Origin of the sequence: Enterobacter cloacae complex sp. P29RS (assembly GCF_014893445.1) — a bacterium.
Lineage (GTDB): Bacteria > Pseudomonadota > Gammaproteobacteria > Enterobacterales > Enterobacteriaceae > Enterobacter > Enterobacter intestinihominis.
The window spans coordinates 88,497-108,926 of sequence record NZ_JADBPZ010000012.1; the positions used below are offsets into that span (position 1 = coordinate 88,497).

The window sequence follows — 20,430 nt, forward strand, 5'->3', positions numbered from 1 at the left end:
CCTCAATTATTTTGCTTCACGTTTGCTTTTGTAATCCGCAATGGCGGCTTTGATCGCGTCTTCTGCCAGAATTGAACAGTGAATTTTCACCGGCGGCAGTTCGAGTTCTTCAGCAATGTCCGTGTTTTTGATTGCCTGTGCTTCGTCCAGAGACTTGCCCTTCACCCACTCGGTGACCAGGGAGCTGGAGGCGATAGCAGAACCGCAGCCGTAGGTCTTGAAGCGCGCGTCTTCAATGATACCTTCATTGTTGACTTTAATCTGCAACTTCATCACGTCGCCACACGCTGGCGCGCCAACCATACCGCTACCGACAGATTCGTCGCTGTTGTCAAAAGAGCCAACGTTGCGCGGGTTCTCGTAATGATCGATAACTTTTTCGCTGTATGCCATGATTGAATTCTCCTTATGTACCGATTAGTGATGTGACCATTCAATGCTGTTCAGATCCACGCCCTGCTTGAACATTTCCCACAGTGGAGAAAGGTCGCGCAGACGGCCGATGGAGTTACGAACCAGTTTGATGGTGTAGTCAATCTCTTCTTCGGTAGTGAAACGACCTAAAGAGAAACGGATAGAGCTGTGTGCCAGCTCGTCAGTCATGCCCAGCGCACGCAGCACGTAGGATGGCTCCAGGCTTGCAGACGTACAGGCAGAACCGGAAGAAACGGCCAGGTCTTTCAGCGCCATGATCAGCGACTCGCCTTCAACATAGTTGAAGCTGACGTTGAGGATGTTCGGCGCGCCCTGCTCGAGATCGCCGTTCAGATAGACTTCTTCCATATCCTTCACGCCGTCCCAAAGACGGTTACGCAGCGTACGCAGGCGTGCCATCTCGCTTTCCATCTCTTCTTTCGCGATGCGATACGCTTCGCCCATCCCCACGATCTGGTGAACAGGCAAAGTACCGGAACGCATGCCGCGCTCGTGACCGCCGCCGTGCATCTGTGCTTCAATGCGGATACGTGGCTTACGACGAACGTACAGCGCGCCGATCCCTTTCGGGCCATAGATTTTGTGGCCGGAGAAGGACATCAGGTCCACTTTCAGCTGGCTCAGGTCGATAGGCAGTTTGCCCACGCTCTGGGTCGCATCCACGTGGTAGATGATGCCGCGCGCACGGCACATTTCGCCGATGGTGGCGATGTCCTGCACAACACCGATTTCGTTGTTAACGTGCATGATGGAAACCAGAATGGTGTCATCACGCATCGCCGCTTCGAGCTCTTTCAGGTCGATGATCCCGTTGCTCTGCGGCGCCAGGTAAGTCACTTCGAACCCTTCACGCTCCAGCTGACGGCAGGTGTCCAGCACGGCTTTGTGTTCGGTTTTGCTGGTGATGATGTGCTTGCCTTTTTTCTGATAAAAGTTGGCTGCACCTTTGATCGCCAGGTTGTCGGATTCGGTCGCACCGGAGGTGAAAACAATTTCACGCGGGTCGGCACCGACCAGGTCAGCAATCTGATTACGGGCGATATCAACCGCCTCTTCAGCATGCCAGCCAAAACGGTGTGAACGGGAAGCTGGGTTACCAAAGTTTCCGTCCAGGGTCAGACACTGCATCATTTTCTCGGCAACACGCGGGTCCACCGGCGTGGTTGCGGAGTAGTCGAGATAAATCGGTAATTTCATTGCTCTATAAACTCCGTACATCGCTTCAATGCAAGGAATCAGGCAACCGGCTGGATGTACGACCGAGTACGCGGGGTGTGACCACCCCGGCCTGATTCTGAATACTTATCTTTTTAATTACGCGCGCAGTTTAACGTCGATGGCGTCCTGCGAGCGGGTGCTGCGTTGTGAATCCTGACTGTGCTGACGACCAGAAACATCCAGAACTTCCTGGTTATTAACCAGCTCACCCAGGGTGATGTTATTCAGGAAGCCGGTCAGACGGTCGCTCAGATCGCGCCACAGCGCGTGGGTCAGGCATTTATCGCCGCCCTGGCAGCCGCCTTTGCCCTGGCAACGGGTCGCATCAACGGATTCGTCAACTGCGCTAATCACTTCGCCAACCGCAATACTGCCCGCGTCTTTACCCAGCAGATAACCGCCGCCCGGGCCACGAACGCTGGACACCAGTCCATTTTTACGCAGTCTGGAGAACAGCTGTTCCAGATAAGAGAGGGAGATCCCCTGTCGTTCAGAAATATCAGCCAACGGAACCGGGCCCGCTTCGGAGTTGAGCGCAACGTCCAGCATCGCGGTCACGGCATAACGCCCTTTAGATGTCAGTCTCATGTCTTACTTAACCTCAAACTCGCCCCTGCCCGGGGTTTTTTATTGTAAAATGGGGGTATTGCATAGCAGGGCCAAGTCTGACATTCCTGACTAAATTGGTCAACTATTTACTTGACTGTTTTAGTCAGGTATTTAACCTTCTGTGCCGTATTTTTTGCCCGGCGGCGCTGCGCTTGCACGGGCCTACGGGCTTTGTAGGCCGGGTAAGCGCAGCGCAACCCGGCGAACACACTGCACTACTCTTTATTCTTCTGCTCAATCGACGCCAGGATCCCGCGCAGGATGTTCAGCTCCTGGCTTTCCGGGCGCGCGCGGGTGAACATACGGCGCAGCTTGTTCATCACCTGCCCTGGATGGCCTTCACGGATAAAGCCGGTAGAGAGCAGCGTCTGCTCCAGGTGGCCGTAGAAGCGCTCCAGATCGTCCACCAGCGGGTAGGCCGTCTCTTCTTTAGGTTCGACCGGTTTTTCCTGCGTCGCCAGCCATGCCATGCGCACTTCGTAGGCAATCACCTGCACCGCCATCGCCAGGTTCAGCGAGCTGTATTCCGGGTTGGCGGCAATCGCCACGTGGTAGTGACACTTCTGTAGTTCCTCGTTGGTCAGGCCAACGCGTTCACGACCAAACACCAGCGCAACCGGCGCCTGTTCCGCTTCTGAGATACTTTTCAGGCCGCATTCGCGCGGGTCCAGCATCGGCCAGGGCAGCGTACGGGAGCGCGCGCTGGTCCCCACCACCAGACTGCAACCGGCCAGGGCTTCGTCCAGGGTGTCCACAATCTGTGCATTCCCTATCACGTCGCTGGCGCCGGCCGCCAGCGCAATAGCCTGAGAGTCTGGTTTCACCAGCGGATTAACCAGCCACAGGTTCGTTAAGCCCATGGTTTTCATAGCGCGGGCCACAGAGCCCATGTTGCCGGTGTGCGATGTTTCGACCAGCACGATTCGAATGTTTTGCAGCATAATTTTTAGATGTCTGGATTCAGTGTCTGAAGAATATTCGGGCATATTATCATAAACGAGAGACATAATCCGATCCCGCTGCTATACTCTGCGCCGATTTTCCTGTTCTTTAACATCCAGTGAGAGAGACCGATGCATCCGATGCTGACCATCGCCGTGCGCGCAGCGCGCAAGGCGGGTAATGTAATTGCCAAACACTACGAAACCCCAGACTCCGTAGAAACCAGCCAGAAAGGCAGCAATGATTTCGTGACTAACGTCGATAAAGCCGCCGAAGCGATTATTATCGAAACGATCCGCAAATCTTACCCGCAGCACACCATCATCACCGAAGAAAGCGGTGAACATGAAGGTACCGATCAGGATGTTCAATGGGTTATCGATCCACTGGATGGCACCACCAACTTCGTTAAGCGCCTGCCACACTTCTCTGTGTCTATCGCAGTACGCATCAAAGGCCGTACTGAAGTCGCCGTTGTTTACGATCCAATGCGTAACGAACTGTTCACCGCGACCCGCGGTCAGGGCGCGCAACTGAACGGCTACCGTCTGCGCTGCAGCAATGCACGCGATCTGGACGGCACGATTCTGGCGACCGGCTTCCCGTTCAAGGCGAAGCAGCACGCAACCACTTATATGAATATCCTCGGCAAACTGTTCACCGAATGCGCGGACTTCCGTCGCACCGGCTCTGCTGCACTGGATCTGGCCTACGTGGCGACCGGCCGCGTTGACGGTTACTTTGAGCTGTCACTGAAGCCGTGGGACTTCGCGGCGGGCGAGCTGATCGCACGTGAAGCTGGCGCGATTGTTTGTGACTTCACCGGCGGCCATAACTATATGTCTACCGGCAACATCGTTGCAGGTAACCCGCGCGTTGTTAAAGCCATGCTGGCAAACATGCGTGAAGAACTGAGCGATGCGCTGAAGCGTTAATCCAGTCTGTTAAGCCCGGTGGCGCTACGCTTACCGGGCCTACAAACCCCTCAGGTATGGCTAAAAAGGCCGCAACCCCCTTCCCACCGGCACCGCACTTATCCACATCGTGACCGCAGCCACCAGCAGAATCACCCCGCCCGCCAGCGCAAGCGTCGTCCAGCCAACCTGTCGCCACAATACCGGCGTTTTATTGCCGCTGAGTTTTACCGCCAGCTGACGGAAGCTGTGCACCAGCAAGGCTAACGAAGAGATAGTCAGAGATGTTCCCGCCGCCATCGCCAGCGCCGAGATCATGCCCCAGCCAAATACACCTATCACTTTGCTGAACAACAGCACCATGATTGCGCCCGAGCACGGACGCATCCCCATTGAGAGAACAATCATCAGGCGCGCACGCCAGTCGTCACCATTCTGTAATTGTTCCTGCGTCGGGAGATGCTGATGCCCGCACCCGCAGTTTTCATGGTGAAGGTGATGCGGCGTAAAGGCTTTGAATTTTGGTTTTTGCAGCAACGCGCGCAATTTTTTCAGCGCCCGCCAGCAGAGAATCAGCCCCAGTAAGCCTACCAGCGCGTAACTTCCCTTCTCCAGCCAGAAGCTGCTCATATGCAGCTGGCGGGCCGGGAGCTGTAGCAGCGAAAGGACGACCACGACCAGCACAATTGCCACACCGCCCTGAAGTAACGAGGAAGCCAGCGTCAGGCCGATACTCGATTTCAGCTTCGACGGATGGGTGGCAAGCCAGGTCGTGATGACGATTTTGCCGTGCCCCGGCCCCAGGGCATGCAGCACGCCATAGATAAAGCTGAACGCCAGAAGAGAGCCGCCCGCTTTGGACGGATTTTCCGCCACGGCTTTCAGCAGCCCGCTCATCTGCAGATTAACTTCCCGCTGCCAGAGGATACTTTTCATCATCACCTGCGGCCATGCCTGCCACAGCCAGAGCGCGCCGCCAGACGCTAACAGCAAAAAGAGCGCCAGAGGCCAGAGGTGCAGCCAGCGACGCGGCTTACTGACGGGGGAGGAGATCACTGACATTGTAACGTCACCTCCTGCGCAAACTGTTTTCCTAATTCCATGTCTTCTGGAGGCGCATCTTCTTTATCAAGGGAAACGGCAAAGTTCAGCGTCTCTTCACTGGGCGTCGGCGTGTGCACGGCAATTTTGCAGCTTTTTTGCAATATTTCTGGCAACTGTACGTCGCTGTCCTGGGCGTAATGCATATCGACATAGTAGGTTGGGTCAAACGTGGAAAACCTGTACTTCTGCCCGGCCAGCGGCTGAGGGTGCGCCAGCGGAAGGATAAACGTCAGCACCGCCTGATGGCCGTCGCGGGTCATACCGTACTCCGTGGGACGGTTAAGAAATTTCACCTTTTGTCCGTTGTGCCAGAACTCGGTGAAGTAGTGCTGACCCAGCACGTTGGCCATGACTTCCGCCGCCAGCTTTTTCCAGATCTCGTCGCCGGGCTTTGCGTTTCCGGCATCGTACAGCAGGTCGGCGGAGGTGATTTCATCCATCGTCCAGCGCATCTTCAGGCCGCTGAGCTGTGTGCCGTCCGTCACCAGTTCGGTTTTCAGGCTGATAAAGCTGTGAGGATGTGCGCTGGCGGCGGAGGTGATAACCGCCAAAAATAACGCTGTCACGCTTTGTTTAACTGTTTGCATCAATTCCTCACGTCAAAAATTCTGTGATGTTCGCCAGCAATCCTGAATGAAAGGCCTGCCGGCGCGCTTTTCAGCGCCCATCCTTTAGCTATTCTTATCAAACATTCACACTGGATACCCGACAGATGATGACGACGCTTGAAATTCCATCTGTGCTTTCCAGTTCGCAGCGCCGTTGCCAGGTGCTTTTGATGCTTTACCTGCCCGATGCTGCCGTCACCGCACAGAGCATAATCGCTGCCAATGGCGTGGACGACGTCCTGGCACGGCAAGATATAGCCGAGACGCGCGATGAAATCCAGCGCTATCATCGGCTTGATATCGTCACGCACCATGACGGTTGTTACCGAATTGAGGGCTCCGCCCTGAATCAGCGTTTGTGCCTGCTGCACTGGCTGCGCAGGGCGCTTCGGCTGTGTCCACATTTTGTCGCCCAACAGTTTACCCCTGCCTTAAAAACCGCGCTCAAACAGCACGGCATTGCCCGCCCGCTTTATGACGATGCGAACCTTCGGGCGCTTATCAACTTTTGCGCGCGCAAGCTTCAGCGCCAGTTTGAGTCCCGCGACGTACAGTTTTTACAGCTTTATCTGCAATATTGTCTGATTCAGCATCATCTGGGCAATACGCCGGAGTTTTCACCCGTTCAGCGCAGCTGGACGCAATCGAGAGGGGAATACTTTACGGCGCAGGAAATTGTCCGTCACTGGAAACGGCGCGTCCCGCAGGGAACGCACAGTGATGAACAGCTGTTCCTGGCGCTGCTGTTTATGATGCTCCGCACACCCGACCCGGTACTGGATAAACACCAGCAGGATCAGCGCCTGCGTCGGGCCATCGTGCGTATGATTGCCCGTTTCCGGGCGCAAACCGGGATGAACTTCAGCGATGAGCAAGGGCTGACCGATCAGCTGTATATTCATCTGGCTCAGGCGCTGGACCGCTCCTTATTTGACATCGGCATCGACAACAGTCTGCCGGAAGAGATCCACCGTCTATACCCCCGGCTGCTGCGCACCACTAAAGAGGCGCTGTTTGAGCTGGAAGCCGAATTTGGCCTGCGATTCTCCGGTGAAGAGATGGCTCTGGTGGCGGTGATTTTTGGTGCCTGGCTGATGCAGGAAACCGATCTTCATGAAAAACAGGTGGTCCTGTTAACGGGGGAAGATAAAGCCTGCGAGGAGTTAATTGAGCAGCAGCTTCGCGAGCTGACGCTGCTGCCGCTCAATATTCGTTATCTTAGCCTGGAAGCGTTTAAGAAGGAGGGCGCCCCCCGCGAGGCGGCGCTGGTTATTACGCCTTATCCAACCGCGCTGCCGCTGTTCTCGCCGCCGCTCATTCATGCCGTTGAGACCCTGAACACGCAGCAGCAGGAACATATTCGCGTTATGCTCGAATCCTAGTTACGTGCGAGCAGCGACTTTAGGGCGGATGACAATGGCCGGTAAAGCGACCAGCGCCATCACCCAGAACACACCGTGGCCCAGGTGCTGATAGAGGAAACCGGCAAATACGGTCATCACCGCAATACTGCCGCCCATCGCCACCGCTGAATAGACTGCCTGAAGACGAATAACGTCCCCACCCTCTCGCGCCGCGATATAGCGCATCGCCGCCAGATGGCAGACGGTGAAGGTTCCGCAGTGCAGAATTTGCGCCACAATCAGCCACGGCAGCTCCGTCGTCCAGCCCATGATGCCCCAGCGCGCCACGCCGCACACGGCGGAAAGCAGCAGCAGGTCACGCGCCCCGAAACGACGGAACAGTTTTTGGCTCAGCGCGAAGATAATAACCTCCGCCACCACGCCGAGCGACCACAGGTAGCCTACCGCAGAAGCCGAGTAACCCGCCCCCTGCCAGTAGATGGCGCTGAAGCCATAATAGGCCGCATGCGCCCCCTGAAGCAGACAGACGCAGGCAAGGAAACGCCAGCTTTGCGCCACCAGCGAGCGCCAGGCGGGCCAGCCGGCGCTCTCCTGATGGCGGCTTTCGCCCTGCGGCATCACCGACGGACGCAGCAACATACCGAGCAGCATCGAGGCGATGCCGAGCGTTAACAGCGCCAGAATGGCACGATAGTCATAGAGGCTGACCAGTTTCCCGACCAGCGCAGAGCCGATCACGAAGGCAATCGATCCCCACAGGCGCACGCGGCCATAGTCCATGGTGATCTGCTTTTGCCAGGTGTTCGCCAGGGCATCCGTCAGCGGCACCAGCGGGGAGAAGAACAGATTAAAGCCAACCATTACCACCATCAGCCAGGCAAACTGGTGGCTAACCCAGAAGCAGGCTGCAAAGACCAGCGTCAGCAGGGCCAGAATTCGCACCGCTTTAATCAGTAAGGAGGGATCGCTGACGCGGGGCGCAATCAGCAGACTACCCAGGAAACGTGCCACCAGCCCCGCGCCCAGCAGGATGCCAATGGTCTCAGGCGTCAGACCAATTCCCTTGAGCCAGACGCTCCAGAAAGGCAGAAAAATACCGTAACTAAAGAAATAGGTGAAATAGCTGAGCGCCAGCCAGCGCGTGGAATGCAAGACCATGAATCCCTCCCGAAATGGAGGCGATAGTCTGGCGTTAATCCCTGACTTTAGCAAGTCGTTAGCGCGCTATAAATTAACTAAAAATTAACATCATCACCAGCCGGGCAGCGTATGGCGAGAGCGGTAAAACTGTATTACGTTTATAAGACATCGCCTGAAGAGGTCGTTTGCCATGAACAGCTTACGTTATTTCGATTTCGGCTCCTCTCGTTCTCTCCTGCTTTTAATTGCCCGCATTGCTATCTTGGTCCTGTTTATTATTTTCGGTTATCCCAAGCTGACGGGGTTTAGCGGCACCGTTCAGTATATGACGTCGCTCGGCGCCCCCATGCCCATGCTGGCCGCGATTATTGCGGTGGTGATGGAAGTCCCCGCCGCGATTCTAATCGTGCTGGGCTTTTTCACCCGCCCTCTCGCGGTGATCTTTGTCTTCTATACGCTGGGAACGGCGGTGATTGGTCACCACTACTGGGATATGACGGGCGATGCGGTCCTGCCAAATATGATTAACTTCTACAAAAATGTGAGTATCGCTGGCGCATTTATTTTGCTGGCGATTACCGGGCCGGGGGCCATCTCCCTCGATCGACGTTAGCCCATAAAAAAAGGCCGCATTAGCGGCCTTTTTCAGTTCTGCAACGCAGAGAATTATGCGTACACCGGGAAGCGTGCGCAGATGTCCAGCACTTTACCTTTAACGCGCTCGATAACCGCGTCGTCATTGATGTTGTCCAGAACGTCACACATCCAGCCCGCCAGCTCTTTCACTTCCGCTTCTTTAAAGCCACGGCGAGTTACGGCCGGAGAACCGATACGGATACCGGAAGTCACGAACGGGCTCTTCGGATCGTTTGGCACGCTGTTTTTGTTCACGGTGATGTTGGCGCGGCCGAGGGCTGCGTCAGCTTCTTTACCGGTCAGGTTCTTGTCGACAAGATCCAGCAGGAACAGGTGGTTTTCAGTCCCGCCGGATACCACTTTGTAACCGCGGTTCAGGAACACTTCCACCATCGCTTTGGCGTTCTTAGCAACCTGCTGCTGATAAACCTTGAACTCTGGCTCCATCGCTTCTTTCAGCGCGACGGCTTTCGCGGCGATAACGTGCATCAGCGGGCCGCCCTGGGCACTTGGGAACACGGCGGAGTTCAGCTTTTTGTACAGCTCTTCGTCACCGCCTTTCGCCAGGATCAGGCCACCGCGTGGACCCGCCAGGGTTTTGTGGGTGGTGGTGGTCACAACGTGCGCATGTGGAACCGGGTTCGGGTAAACGCCAGCGGCAATCAGACCGGCAACGTGCGCCATGTCGACGAACAGGTACGCGCCGATGCTGTCAGCGATTTCACGCATTTTTGCCCAGTCAACGATGCCGGAGTAAGCAGAGAAGCCACCGATGATCATCTTCGGCTTGTGCTCTTTGGCCTGCTTCGCCATGTCTTCGTAGTCAATTTTACCGGACTCATCAATACCGTAAGGGATGATGTTGTACAGTTTGCCAGAGAAGTTAACCGGAGAGCCGTGAGTCAGGTGGCCGCCCTGCGCCAGGTTCATACCCAGAACGGTATCGCCCGGCTGCAACAGCGCGGTGTAAACAGCGAAGTTAGCCTGAGAGCCAGAGTGCGGCTGGACGTTCGCGTAGTCAGCGCCAAAGAGTTCTTTCGCACGGTCAATCGCCAGTTGCTCAACGATATCAACGTATTCGCAACCGCCGTAGTAGCGCTTGCCCGGATAACCTTCAGCATATTTGTTGGTCAGCTGAGAACCCTGCGCCTGCATCACGCGCGGGCTGGTGTAGTTTTCGGAGGCGATCAGTTCGATGTGCTCTTCCTGACGTACTTTTTCCTGCTCCATAGCCTGCCACAGTTCGGCATCATAATCGGCAATGTTCATTTCACGCTTTAACATCCGCATCTCCTGACTCAGCTAACAAGTAAATTTTTGGCCTGAAAAGGCAGTCCTGTTGGACGACGGGCAACAGTATAACTGAATAGTTCTGCGATAACAGGTCTTGACAAACGATTTTACGCAAACGTTTACCTCCACGCCACGCAAGGGTTTGAGCAATAAAGCTCTCGCCATTTTCAACGGATTTCTTTTCAGCTTTGTGATGCATATTTTTCACGATGCAAAGAACCATTTACATTGCAGGGGTATTTTTATAAGATGCATATAAAATACATCATTAAAGTAACATCAGAAGGAAGCTGCTATGCTCGACGCCCAAACCATCGCTACCGTGAAAGCCACAATCCCCCTGCTGGTTGAAACGGGTCCTAAACTGACCGCTCATTTCTACGATCGCATGTTCGCGCATAACCCGGAGCTCAAAGAGATTTTCAACATGAGCAACCAGCGTAACGGCGATCAGCGCGAAGCGCTGTTTAACGCTATTGCCGCCTATGCCAGCAACATCGAAAACCTGCCGGCTCTGCTGCCTGCGGTGGAAAAAATCGCCCAGAAGCACACCAGCTTCCAGATCAAACCTGAGCAGTACAACATCGTGGGCAGTCACCTGCTGGCAACCCTGGACGAAATGTTCAGCCCGGGCCAGGAAGTGCTGGATGCCTGGGGTAAGGCATACGGCGTGCTGGCAAACGTGTTCATCAACCGTGAAGCGCAGATCTACAGCGAAAACGCCAGCAAGAATGGCGGCTGGGAAGGCACGCGTGCTTTCCGCATCGTTGAGAAAACCCCGCGCAGCGCACTGATCACCAGCTTTGAGTTTGAGCCGGTGGACGGCCAGCCAGTTGCCGATTACCAGCCGGGGCAGTATCTGGGCGTCTGGCTGAAGCCTGAAGGCTTCCCGCACCAGGAGATTCGCCAGTACTCCCTGACCCGCAAGCCAGACGGCAAAGGCTATCGCATTGCGGTTAAACGTGAGGAAGGCGGTCAGGTATCCAGCTGGCTGCATAACGTCGCCAGCGTGGGTGATATCGTTCATCTGGCCGCGCCAGCGGGTGATTTCTTTATGGCGGTGGAATCGGGTACCCCGGTGACGCTGATTTCCGCAGGTGTTGGTCAAACGCCAATGCTGGCGATGCTGGATACGCTGGCAAAATCAAACCACAGCGCGCAGGTTAACTGGTTCCACGCGGCCGAAAACGGTGATGTGCACGCCTTTGCAGATGAAGTGAAAGCGCTCGGAGCGGGTCTGCCACACTTTACCGCGCATACCTGGTATCGTTTACCCACGGAAGCTGACCGCGCAGCGGCACGTTTTGACAGCGAAGGCCTGATGAATTTAGGGCAGCACGAAGGGGCGTTTAGCGCACCGGGGATGCAGTTCTACGTGTGTGGGCCGGTAGCGTTTATGCAGTATGCCGCGAAGCAGCTGGTAGACCTGGGCGTGAACAAAGACAACATTCATTACGAATGTTTCGGCCCGCATAAAGTGCTGTAATCGCCCGGCGGCGCTGCGCTTGCACGGACCTGCGAAGGGTTCTGTAGGCCGGGTAAGCGCAGCGCCACCCGGCAAGAATGTTAAATCGCCGCGTCGTCTTCTTCGCCGGTACGGATACGGATCACGCGCGCCACGTCAAAGACGAAGATTTTCCCGTCGCCAATTTTACCGGTCTGCGCCGTGCGGATGATGGTATCCACACAGGTATCGACGATATCATCGCTCACCACGATCTCGATTTTCACTTTCGGCAGAAAGTCCACCATGTACTCTGCGCCACGGTATAGCTCGGTGTGGCCCTTCTGACGACCAAAACCTTTCACTTCAGTTACGGTCATCCCGGTGATGCCTACTTCTGCCAGCGCTTCACGTACATCATCCAGTTTGAAAGGTTTAATAATCGCATCAATTTTTTTCATGGTGGGTCCTTAAACTCTTGCCAGTAAGCAGCCTCGTAATCGGTTGCTCACAGTATCATATTCAGGCGAATTTTGCGGTATTACTCTTTAAAATCGTTCGCTTCCAGCTCGTGGCGTGAGAGCAATTTATAGAACTCGGTACGGTTACGCCCGGCCATGCGCGCCGCGTGGGTCACGTTGCCTTTGGTGATTTGCAGCAGCTTGCGCAGATAGTTCAGCTCGAACTGATTTCGCGCTTCCGCAAACGTCGGTAAGGCCGTGTTTTCCCCCTCGAGCGCCTGCTCCACCAGCGCATCGCTGATCACCGGCGATGACGTCAGCGCCACGCACTGCTCAATCACGTTCACCAGCTGGCGTACGTTACCCGGCCAGCTTGCGGTCATCAGGCGTTTCATCGCATCGGTGGAGAACGCGCGCACAAACGGTTTGTGGCGGTCAGCGGCCTGGCGCAAAAGGTGATTTGCCAGCAGCGGGATATCTTCCGCACGCTCGGCCAGCGCCGGGATTTTCAGGTTGACGACATTCAGTCGATAGTAGAGATCTTCGCGGAACTCGTTGCGCGCCATCACCTTGGGTAAATCACGGTGGGTGGCAGAAATAATACGCACGTTGATATCGATATCGCGGTTGCTGCCGAGCGGACGTACTTTCCGCTCCTGCAACACGCGCAGCAATTTGACCTGCAGCGGCGCGGGCATATCGCCAATTTCATCAAGAAACAGCGTGCCGCCCTCAGCCGCCTGGAACAGCCCTTCACGGCTGCTCACCGCGCCGGTAAAGGCGCCGCGGGCATGGCCGAAGAGCTCTGATTCGAGCAGCTGTTCCGGCAACGCGCCACAGTTAATGGCAATAAAAGCATTTTTACTGCGCGGGCTGGCGTTGTGGATCGCCTGGGCGAGGATCTCTTTCCCGGTCCCGCTCTGGCCGTTGATCAGCACGCTAACGTCGGATTGCGCCACCATCCGCGCCTGTTCCAGCAGGCGCAGCATTACAGGGCTACGCGTCACGATGGATTCACGCCAGGCGTCGTCTCCGGATGGCGCCGCGTGCTCAAGGGCGCTGTCGATCGCTTTATAGAGGGCGTCTTTATCCACCGGTTTGGTGAGGAAGCTGAATACCCCCTGCTGCGTCGCGGCCACCGCATCAGGAATAGATCCGTGAGCGGTGAGGATAATCACCGGCATCCCGGGCTGCTGCTTCTGGATCTCCGTGAACAGTTGCAGGCCATCCATTTCATCCATGCGCAAATCGCTGATCACCAGATCGATTTTCTCACGGCTGAGCACCTTCAGCCCCTCCTGCCCGCTTTCAGCGGTGACCACGCTGTAGCCTTCGCTGACCAGACGCATCCCCAGCAGCTTTAACAGCCCGGGATCGTCATCCACCAGTAACAGATGGGCAGGTTTACGGCTTGTCATGGCTTCACATCCTCTTGTTTCGGCGTCTCACTGTCTGGCGTCGTGGCAGAGTTGCCTTTCGACCCATCAGGCAGATAGCTGCCTGCCGGCTTACGCGTCGAGAGCTGTCTTTCGATATCGGTCAGATTTTCGAGCTTGCGGGTGGTGGTTTCCAGCTGCTCGCGCAGCGACTCCTGCTGCTGGCGAAGCGCATCAAGCTCGCTGTCGCTTGACTGCTGCAATTTGCTGTAGCGGAAACGCTCTTCAGACAGCTGTAATTGCAGGGTTTGTCCGTCCCGCCAGAGCTGATAGACCGGGCGCACCTGCGGGGGAATATTGATCACGTAAGTATCCAGCCGCGTCACGTTGGCGCGGCGTTCGACAGGCGTGATTCTGGCATCCGCCATCACGATCCCGCGTTTAAACGCGTCCTGCCAGGTATCGTCCACCAGCATCGCCGCCTGGGCACGGGCCTCGGCGGGCGCCAGCCGCTGGGCGCAGTCTATTCCGCGCAGCCAGAACAGAGGATTGGATTCTACATCACGCCCCGACAGGCTCCAGATATCATCGCAACGTGTCGAAAGGAAATCAGCCAGCTGTTTTTGCGGCCATTTATCTTCCTGTTTGTGGCTAATTGCACTTTTCGGTGCATGGGTTACACAGCCTGCCAGCAGTAAGCAGGGCAGGCTGAGGCGCACATTTTTGCTGGAAAACACCGCGCGCAGTGCGCGGTAAAAGACGTGTGACATACTCACCAGGTTGTTATTCATTTCATTGATTTTTCCGGCTCAAGAGGCAGTTCGATACGAAAACAGACATCGGCGCGTTCATCACTCACGATGTTAAGCTCACCCTGCATGCGTCGTATGCAGTCGCGGGCAATACTCAGCCCCAGACCACTTCCTTTTACCGCACCTTTTCGCTGATGACTCCCCTGGAAGAAGGGTTCAAAGATCAGCGTTTTTTCATCATCCGGAATCGGGCTTCCGGTATTCGCTACGTCAATAAATACCCGCGAACCGTTGTTATTGCTTCTGATATAAATGGTACCGGATTCAGTACCATAGTGCACCGCATTGGAATAAAGATTATCCAGTACGCTCATTAACAGCATCGGTTCTGCAAGACAGGCTGGCGCGTTGAGTTCCACCTGGGTATGCATCATTTTAGCTCTTGCTGGCAGGCTATGGGCGGAGATCACCATGTCCACCAGCGGTTCAATCTCAACGCTTTCAAGCACCACAGCACCATCCGCCAGCTTGCGGTTATAGTCCAGCAGTTGTTCAATAAGCTTTTGTAAATTGCGGCTGCTGGCATCCAGAATCGCCACGATCTCTTTTTGCTCAGGGGTTAACGGCCCCGCCACTTCGTCGGCCAGCAGTTCCGTACCTTCACGCATGCTGGCCAGCGGCGTTTTGAGTTCGTGTGAGATATGGCGCAGGAACTGGTGGCGCTGCGATTCCAGCCACGCCAGGCGCTCTGAAAGCCAGATGATGCGTTGACCGACCGAGCGCAGCTCGCGCGGGCCTTTAAAAACGACCGTATCCCCGAGAGATTTACCCTCCCCCAGGCGGTTAATCATCCGCTGGATCCCCTTCACGGGGCCGATGATCATGCGGGTAAAGAGCAGCACCAGCCCCAGGCTGACGAGGAACAGCACCAGCGCCTGCCAGCCGAAGAACTGGCCGCGCTCGGCAATCTCCTGCTGAAGCTGCTGACCACGGGAAAAGATAACCGTACGGGTGGACTGAACCATCTCCGTATTGGCGTTCGCGAAGGCTTCAAGTCGGGCGGCGGCGGCGGCATCAGGACCGCTGTTTTTGCACTGGAGCTGCGCCAGATCGTTCAGATCCTGACGCAGCGCCTGATAGAGTTTGTCATCTGGCAGCACCCCGGCGTGGGCGTCCAGCATTTCGCTGTAGCGTTTACGCTGGTTCTGATAGACCCTCTCCAGCGTGCGATCGTCCAGCACGCAGTACTGGCGATAGCTACGCTCCATCTCAAGCGCGGCGTTGGTCATCGCCTCGCTACGGCGAGCATCAATAAGCGTGGTGCGGTTAGTCAGGGCCGCCTGAGCACTTAACGCGTTCAGGCTTTGCCAGGCCTGCCAGGCCAGAACCAGCAAAGGTAGCAGGATCAGCAGGAAGGCCATCATAACGAGCTGTCGCAGGGAGCGAGGGAAAGCGGGCCAGCGTTTCAACACATTACTCTCTTCATCCGGGTTTGAGGAGAGCGTAACTGAGTCTGCCCTTCAGATACAACAAAGCCGGGTAAAAACCCGGCTTTGTCATGGAATAAGGCGGTGCCTAACTCGACGTTTCGCCCTGGCCTGATAAAGCATTGCAATAATCAGTAGTTGGACGGCAGGCACCTTTTTGTGCGTCATTCGAAGTTTATGTAGCACGTCCCGAAGGGGCTGACATAAGAAGGTGAATGAGCCACTGGTTACTATTATGCAACACGCGTGCCAGATTGCAAAAATTAATGCTATCCTTATGATTAGTAATATTTTTATTATCAAACCGTATTGATTGTTACGTGAATGATTTCCAGGCTAAGTGTCGCTATTAAGCAACACCTTAACGGGAACCTGTCCTGCCGCATATAAATCAATAGGTTAAATGTCTCCTTTTGGAGACACTCAGACCAGAGAGTTGTCGCGATTTTGCGACAGAGACAAAAAAGCCCGGTGGCGCTCGCGCTTACCGGGCCTACAGTCAGGGCGTAGAAACTTAACCTAGTTGTTTACGTGCGTTGCGGAAAATGCGCATCCACGGGCTGTCCTCGCCCCAGTTTTCCGGGTGCCAGGAGTTGCTCACGGTACGGAAGACACGCTCCGGGTGCGGCATCATAATCGTCACCCGACCGCTTTCGCTGGTGACCGCGGTAATGCCATTTGCCGAACCGTTCGGGTTAGCCGGATAGGTTTCGGTGACCTTGCCAAAGTTATCAACAAAGCGCAGCGCCACCAGTCCTTTGCTTTCAAGCTGAGCCAGGTGCGCCGCATCACGGACTTCAACCTGACCTTCACCGTGCGAAACCGCGATTGGCATCTGCGAACCGACCATCCCCTGCAACAGCAGAGACGGGCTTTGGGTTACTTCTACCAGGCTGAAGCGCGCTTCAAAGCGGTCAGACTGGTTACGCACAAAGCGCGGCCAGGCTTCGCTGCCCGGGATCAGCTCGCGCAGGTTAGACATCATCTGGCAGCCGTTACACACCCCCAGCGCCAGCGTCTGCGGACGGTGGAAGAAGGTTTCAAACTCGTCACGTACGCGGCTGTTGAACAGGATGGACTTCGCCCAGCCTTCGCCCGCGCCCAGCACGTCACCGTAAGAGAACCCCCCGCAGGCTACCAGTGCCTGGAAATCATCCAGCCCGGTACGCCCTGCCAGCAGGTCGCTCATGTGGACGTCGATGGCGTCAAAGCCCGCCCGGTGGAAGGCCGCTGCCATCTCAACGTGGGAGTTAACGCCCTGCTCGCGCAGCACGGCCACTTTCGGACGCGCACCGGTCGCAATGTACGGCGCGGCAATGTCTTCGTTGATGTCAAAGGTGAGCTTCACGTTCAGGCCAGGATCGTTGTCGTTCGCCTTCGCGTTATGCTCCTGATCGGCACATTCCGGGTTGTCACGCAGGCGCTGCATCTGCCAGGTGGTTTCCGCCCACCACATACGCAACGTGGTGCGGCTTTCGCTGAACACCGGGTGGCCGTCGGCTTCAATCACGAAGCGGTCGCCCTGCACCGCTTTACCGAGATAGTGCACGCAGTCTGCCAGACCGTGCTGCGCCAGAATCGCTTCCACCGCGTCGCGATCTGCGGCGCGTACCTGAATGACGGCACCCAGCTCTTCGTTAAACAGCGCCGCCAGGCGGTCTTCACCAAGCGTTGCAATGTTTGCTTCAACGCCGCAGTGGCCGGTGAAGGCCATCTCTGCCAGCGTCACCAGCAGGCCGCCATCGGAACGATCGTGGTAGGCAAGCAGCTTACGCTGCGCCACCAGCGCCTGAATTGCGTCGTAGAAGCCTTTCAACTGTGCGACGTCCCGCACGTCGGCTGGCTTTTCGCCGAGCTGGCGATAAACCTGTGCCAGCGCGGTGGCACCCAGCGCGTTATGGCCTTTGCCGAGGTCAATCAACAGCAGGGCGTTATCATCAGTGGAAAGCTGCGGCGTAACGGTATGACGCACGTCTTCCACGCGCGCAAACGCGGTGATCACCAGCGACAGAGGCGAAGTCATCTCGCGCTGCTCGCTGCCTTCCTGCCAGCGGGTTTTCATCGACATGGAGTCTTTACCCACCGGAATGGTCAGGCCGAGCGCAGGACACAGCTCTTCACCCACCGCTTTTACCGCTTCGTACAGGCCCGCGTCTTCGCCAGGGTGACCGGCAGCGGCCATCCAGTTCGCGGAAAGTTTGATGCGTTTGATGTCGCCAATCTGCGTCGCGGCGATATTGGTCAGCGCTTCACCGACCGCCAGACGGGCAGAAGCGGCGAAGTCCAGCAGAGCCACCGGGGTGCGTTCACCCAGCGCCATCGCTTCGCCGTAGTAGCTGTCGAGGCTCGCGGTGGTCACGGCGCAGTTAGCGACCGGGATCTGCCACGGGCCGACCATCTGATCGCGTGACACCATACCGGTCACGGTACGGTCGCCGATGGTGACCAGGAAGGTTTTCTCCGCCACCGCAGGCAGGTGCAGCACGCGGTTAACCGCTTCCGCCACAATAATGCCCTGACGATCCAGCGCTTTACCCGCCGCTTTGCGGGTTGTAACGTCGCGGGTCATCTTCGGCGTTTTGCCGAGAAGCACGTCGAGCGGCAGATCGATCGGCTGGTTGTCGAAATGGGTATCACTGAGAGTCAGGTGCTGCTCTTCGGTAGCTTCACCGATGACGGCATACGGCGCGCGCTCGCGGCGGCACAGCTCGTCAAACAGCGGCAGCTGATCGGCAGCAACCGCCAGCACGTAGCGCTCCTGGGATTCGTTACACCAGATTTCCAGCGGGCTCATGCCTGGCTCATCGCTCAGGATATCGCGCAGGTTGAAGCGCCCGCCGCGACCGCCGTCGCTCACCAGTTCCGGCATGGCGTTAGAGAGCCCACCCGCGCCCACGTCGTGGATGAACAGAATCGGGTTGGCATCGCCGAGCTGCCAGCAGCGGTCGATCACTTCCTGACAGCGGCGCTCCATTTCCGGGTTGTCGCGCTGCACGGACGCGAAGTCGAGATCCGCATCAGACTGGCCGGAAGCCATAGACGAGGCTGCACCACCGCCCAGACCAATGTTCATGGCCGGGCCGCCGAGCACGATCAGCTTCGCGCCCACGACGATCTCACCTTTTTGCACGTGATCGGCGCGAATGTTGCCGATCCCGCCCGCCAGCATGATGGGTTTGTGGTAGCCGCGCAGCTCTTCGCCGTTGTGGCTGTCCACTTTCTCTTCATAGGTACGGAAATAACCGTTCAGCGCCGGACGACCAAATTCGTTGTTAAACGCCGCGCCGCCCAGCGGGCCTTCGGTCATGATATCCAGCGCGGTCACGATGCGCTCTGGCTTGCCGAAATCTTCTTCCCACGGCTGTTCAAAGCCCGGGATACGCAGGTTGGAAACGGAGAAACCGACCAGACCCGCTTTTGGTTTCGCGCCGCGACCGGTCGCACCTTCGTCACGGATTTCACCGCCGGAGCCGGTCGCCGCACCCGGCCACGGAGAGATGGCCGTCGGGTGGTTGTGGGTTTCCACTTTCATCAGGATATGCGCAGGCTCCTGGTGGAAGTCATAGCGCCCTGCTTCGCGGTCAGCGAAGAAGCGGCCCACCTCGGAACCTTCCATCACCGCGGCGTTGTCTTTATAGGCAGACAGCACGTGGTCAGGGGTTTGCTCCATGGTGTTTTTGATCATTTTGAACAGCGACTTCGGCTGCTGTTCGCCGTCGATAATCCAGTCGGCGTTGAAAATTTTGTGGCGGCAGTGCTCGGAGTTGGCCTGCGCGAACATATACAGTTCGATGTCGTTCGGGTTGCGATTCAGCTTAACGAATGCATCCTGAAGGTAGTCGATTTCATCTTCTGCGAGCGCCAGACCAAGACGCAGGTTTGCGTCGATCAGCGCCTGACGCCCCTGCCCCAGCAGATCCACGCTCTGTACCGGCGCAGGCTGATGGTGGGAGAACAGTTTCTGCGCATCATCCAGAGAGTCAAACACGCTCTCCATCATGCGGTCGTGCAGCTCCGCTGTCACGGCCTGCCACTGCGCGTCGCTCAGGGTTGACGCTTCCACATAGTACGCCACGCCGCGCTCCAGACGGTTAATCTGGCTCAGGCCGCAGTTGTGAGCGATGTCGGTGGCTTTGGAAGACCAGGGGGAGATGGTGCCAGGACGTGGCGTGGCGAGGATTAATTTGCCGGTCGGCGTATGGCTGCTCAGGCTTGGGCCATATTTAAGCAGACGTTCCAGCTGTACGCGCTCCTCTGCATTCAGGGGGGCATTCAGGTCAGCAAAATGGACATACTCAGCGTAAATATTGCTTACCGGAAGGTCGGCCGCCTGAAAACGTGCCAGCAGTTTATTAATACGGAAGGCAGACAGTGCAGGCGAACCACGCAGAATTTCCATCATAAGTCTCTCGTCTTCGAAGCGCCGGGGCGCTTACAGTGTGCGCAAGGGGGGGAAAACGGGCGTCATTATAGAGAATCCTGAGCGCCGACGAAACCGTTTGCGTCGAAATAAAATCATCCTTTTTGTTTAACAATAGATGTGACCTGTCTCTCTAATTGGTTGCCAACTGGCGCTACTTTGCGCAAAATGCCGCTCAATCAATGGCAAACTCTACTCTTAACATGACTACAGCACACTGAGGCAAC

At 56.5% G+C, this 20,430-nt stretch carries 17 protein-coding genes; 4 read left to right on the forward strand and 13 right to left on the reverse strand.

Annotated features, from left to right (window positions below):
• Window positions 1-6: 6 nt before the first annotated feature.
• From iscU to trmJ, 4 genes are all read right to left on the reverse strand, one after another.
• Window positions 7-393 carry a Fe-S cluster assembly scaffold IscU gene (iscU, locus tag IM282_RS11155; RefSeq protein ID WP_003860661.1) on the reverse strand — a complete coding sequence of 129 codons (387 nt, stop codon included), beginning with the start codon at window positions 391-393 and terminating at the stop codon, window positions 7-9.
• 24 nt (window positions 394-417) lie between these two features.
• Window positions 418-1,632, reverse strand: a complete 1,215-nt coding sequence (gene iscS, locus IM282_RS11160; protein ID WP_006176692.1) for a cysteine desulfurase — start codon at window positions 1,630-1,632, stop codon at window positions 418-420.
• Between the two features lie 117 nt (window positions 1,633-1,749).
• Window positions 1,750-2,241: a Fe-S cluster assembly transcriptional regulator IscR gene (gene iscR / locus IM282_RS11165; protein WP_022649018.1), complete on the reverse strand. Its 492-nt coding sequence runs from the start codon at window positions 2,239-2,241 to the stop codon at window positions 1,750-1,752.
• Window positions 2,242-2,477: 236 nt separating this feature from the next.
• Window positions 2,478-3,203 carry a tRNA (cytosine(32)/uridine(32)-2'-O)-methyltransferase TrmJ gene (trmJ, locus tag IM282_RS11170; RefSeq protein WP_015572157.1) on the reverse strand — a complete coding sequence of 242 codons (726 nt, stop codon included), beginning with the start codon at window positions 3,201-3,203 and terminating at the stop codon, window positions 2,478-2,480.
• 132 nt (window positions 3,204-3,335) lie between these two features.
• Between trmJ and suhB the strand changes: the two genes are divergently transcribed.
• A complete protein-coding gene (gene suhB, locus IM282_RS11175) occupies window positions 3,336-4,139 on the forward strand; it encodes an inositol-1-monophosphatase (protein ID WP_022649020.1) in 804 nt (267 codons plus the stop codon).
• A gap of 60 nt (window positions 4,140-4,199) precedes the next feature.
• Here suhB and IM282_RS11180 read toward each other — a convergent pair whose 3' ends face one another.
• Both IM282_RS11180 and IM282_RS11185 read right to left on the reverse strand, forming a co-directional pair.
• Window positions 4,200-5,180 (reverse strand): nickel/cobalt transporter, encoded by a 981-nt coding sequence (locus tag IM282_RS11180; RefSeq protein WP_192970406.1) that lies wholly within the window; start codon window positions 5,178-5,180, stop codon window positions 4,200-4,202.
• Window positions 5,171-5,809, reverse strand: coding sequence for a DUF1007 family protein (locus IM282_RS11185; protein WP_022649022.1), 639 nt, complete (start codon window positions 5,807-5,809; stop codon window positions 5,171-5,173). Before IM282_RS11185 ends, IM282_RS11180 begins: the two co-directional genes overlap by 10 nt.
• Before the next feature lie 125 nt (window positions 5,810-5,934).
• Here IM282_RS11185 and csiE point away from each other — a divergent pair, with 125 nt between their 5' ends.
• Window positions 5,935-7,212, forward strand: a complete 1,278-nt coding sequence (gene csiE / locus IM282_RS11190; RefSeq protein WP_032623757.1) for a stationary phase inducible protein CsiE — start codon at window positions 5,935-5,937, stop codon at window positions 7,210-7,212.
• Here csiE and IM282_RS11195 read toward each other — a convergent pair whose 3' ends face one another.
• Window positions 7,213-8,352, reverse strand: coding sequence for a 3-phenylpropionate MFS transporter (locus IM282_RS11195; protein ID WP_003860673.1), 1,140 nt, complete (start codon window positions 8,350-8,352; stop codon window positions 7,213-7,215).
• A 172-nt stretch (window positions 8,353-8,524) separates the two neighbouring features.
• Here IM282_RS11195 and IM282_RS11200 point away from each other — a divergent pair, with 172 nt between their 5' ends.
• Entirely contained in the window at window positions 8,525-8,947 is a 423-nt protein-coding gene (locus tag IM282_RS11200; RefSeq protein ID WP_192970407.1) for a DoxX family protein, read from the forward strand.
• A gap of 53 nt (window positions 8,948-9,000) precedes the next feature.
• Here the strand turns inward: IM282_RS11200 and glyA are convergent, their stop codons facing one another.
• Window positions 9,001-10,254 (reverse strand): serine hydroxymethyltransferase, encoded by a 1,254-nt coding sequence (gene glyA / locus IM282_RS11205; protein ID WP_003860678.1) that lies wholly within the window; start codon window positions 10,252-10,254, stop codon window positions 9,001-9,003.
• A gap of 304 nt (window positions 10,255-10,558) precedes the next feature.
• On the opposite strand from glyA, the gene hmpA reads away from it, so the two are divergent.
• Entirely contained in the window at window positions 10,559-11,749 is a 1,191-nt protein-coding gene (gene hmpA / locus IM282_RS11210; protein ID WP_032623756.1) for an NO-inducible flavohemoprotein, read from the forward strand.
• Window positions 11,750-11,829: 80 nt separating this feature from the next.
• Here the strand turns inward: hmpA and glnB are convergent, their stop codons facing one another.
• From glnB to purL, 5 genes are all read right to left on the reverse strand, one after another.
• Window positions 11,830-12,168: a nitrogen regulatory protein P-II gene (glnB, locus tag IM282_RS11215; RefSeq protein WP_003860685.1), complete on the reverse strand. Its 339-nt coding sequence runs from the start codon at window positions 12,166-12,168 to the stop codon at window positions 11,830-11,832.
• 80 nt (window positions 12,169-12,248) lie between these two features.
• Window positions 12,249-13,586 (reverse strand): two-component system response regulator GlrR, encoded by a 1,338-nt coding sequence (gene glrR, locus IM282_RS11220; RefSeq protein WP_015572150.1) that lies wholly within the window; start codon window positions 13,584-13,586, stop codon window positions 12,249-12,251.
• On the reverse strand, window positions 13,583-14,335 hold the full coding sequence (gene qseG, locus IM282_RS11225) for a two-component system QseEF-associated lipoprotein QseG (protein WP_032623754.1): 753 nt from the start codon (window positions 14,333-14,335) through the stop codon (window positions 13,583-13,585). The genes glrR and qseG overlap by 4 nt, the downstream gene beginning before the upstream one ends.
• On the reverse strand, window positions 14,332-15,765 hold the full coding sequence (qseE, locus tag IM282_RS11230; RefSeq protein WP_038417062.1) for a two component system sensor histidine kinase QseE/GlrK: 1,434 nt from the start codon (window positions 15,763-15,765) through the stop codon (window positions 14,332-14,334). Before qseE ends, qseG begins: the two co-directional genes overlap by 4 nt.
• Before the next feature lie 532 nt (window positions 15,766-16,297).
• The gene (purL, locus tag IM282_RS11235; protein WP_045308545.1) at window positions 16,298-20,185 is read right to left on the reverse strand and encodes a phosphoribosylformylglycinamidine synthase; all 3,888 of its coding nucleotides are present in this window, start codon (window positions 20,183-20,185) and stop codon (window positions 16,298-16,300) included.
• Between the last annotated feature and the right edge of the window lie 245 nt (window positions 20,186-20,430).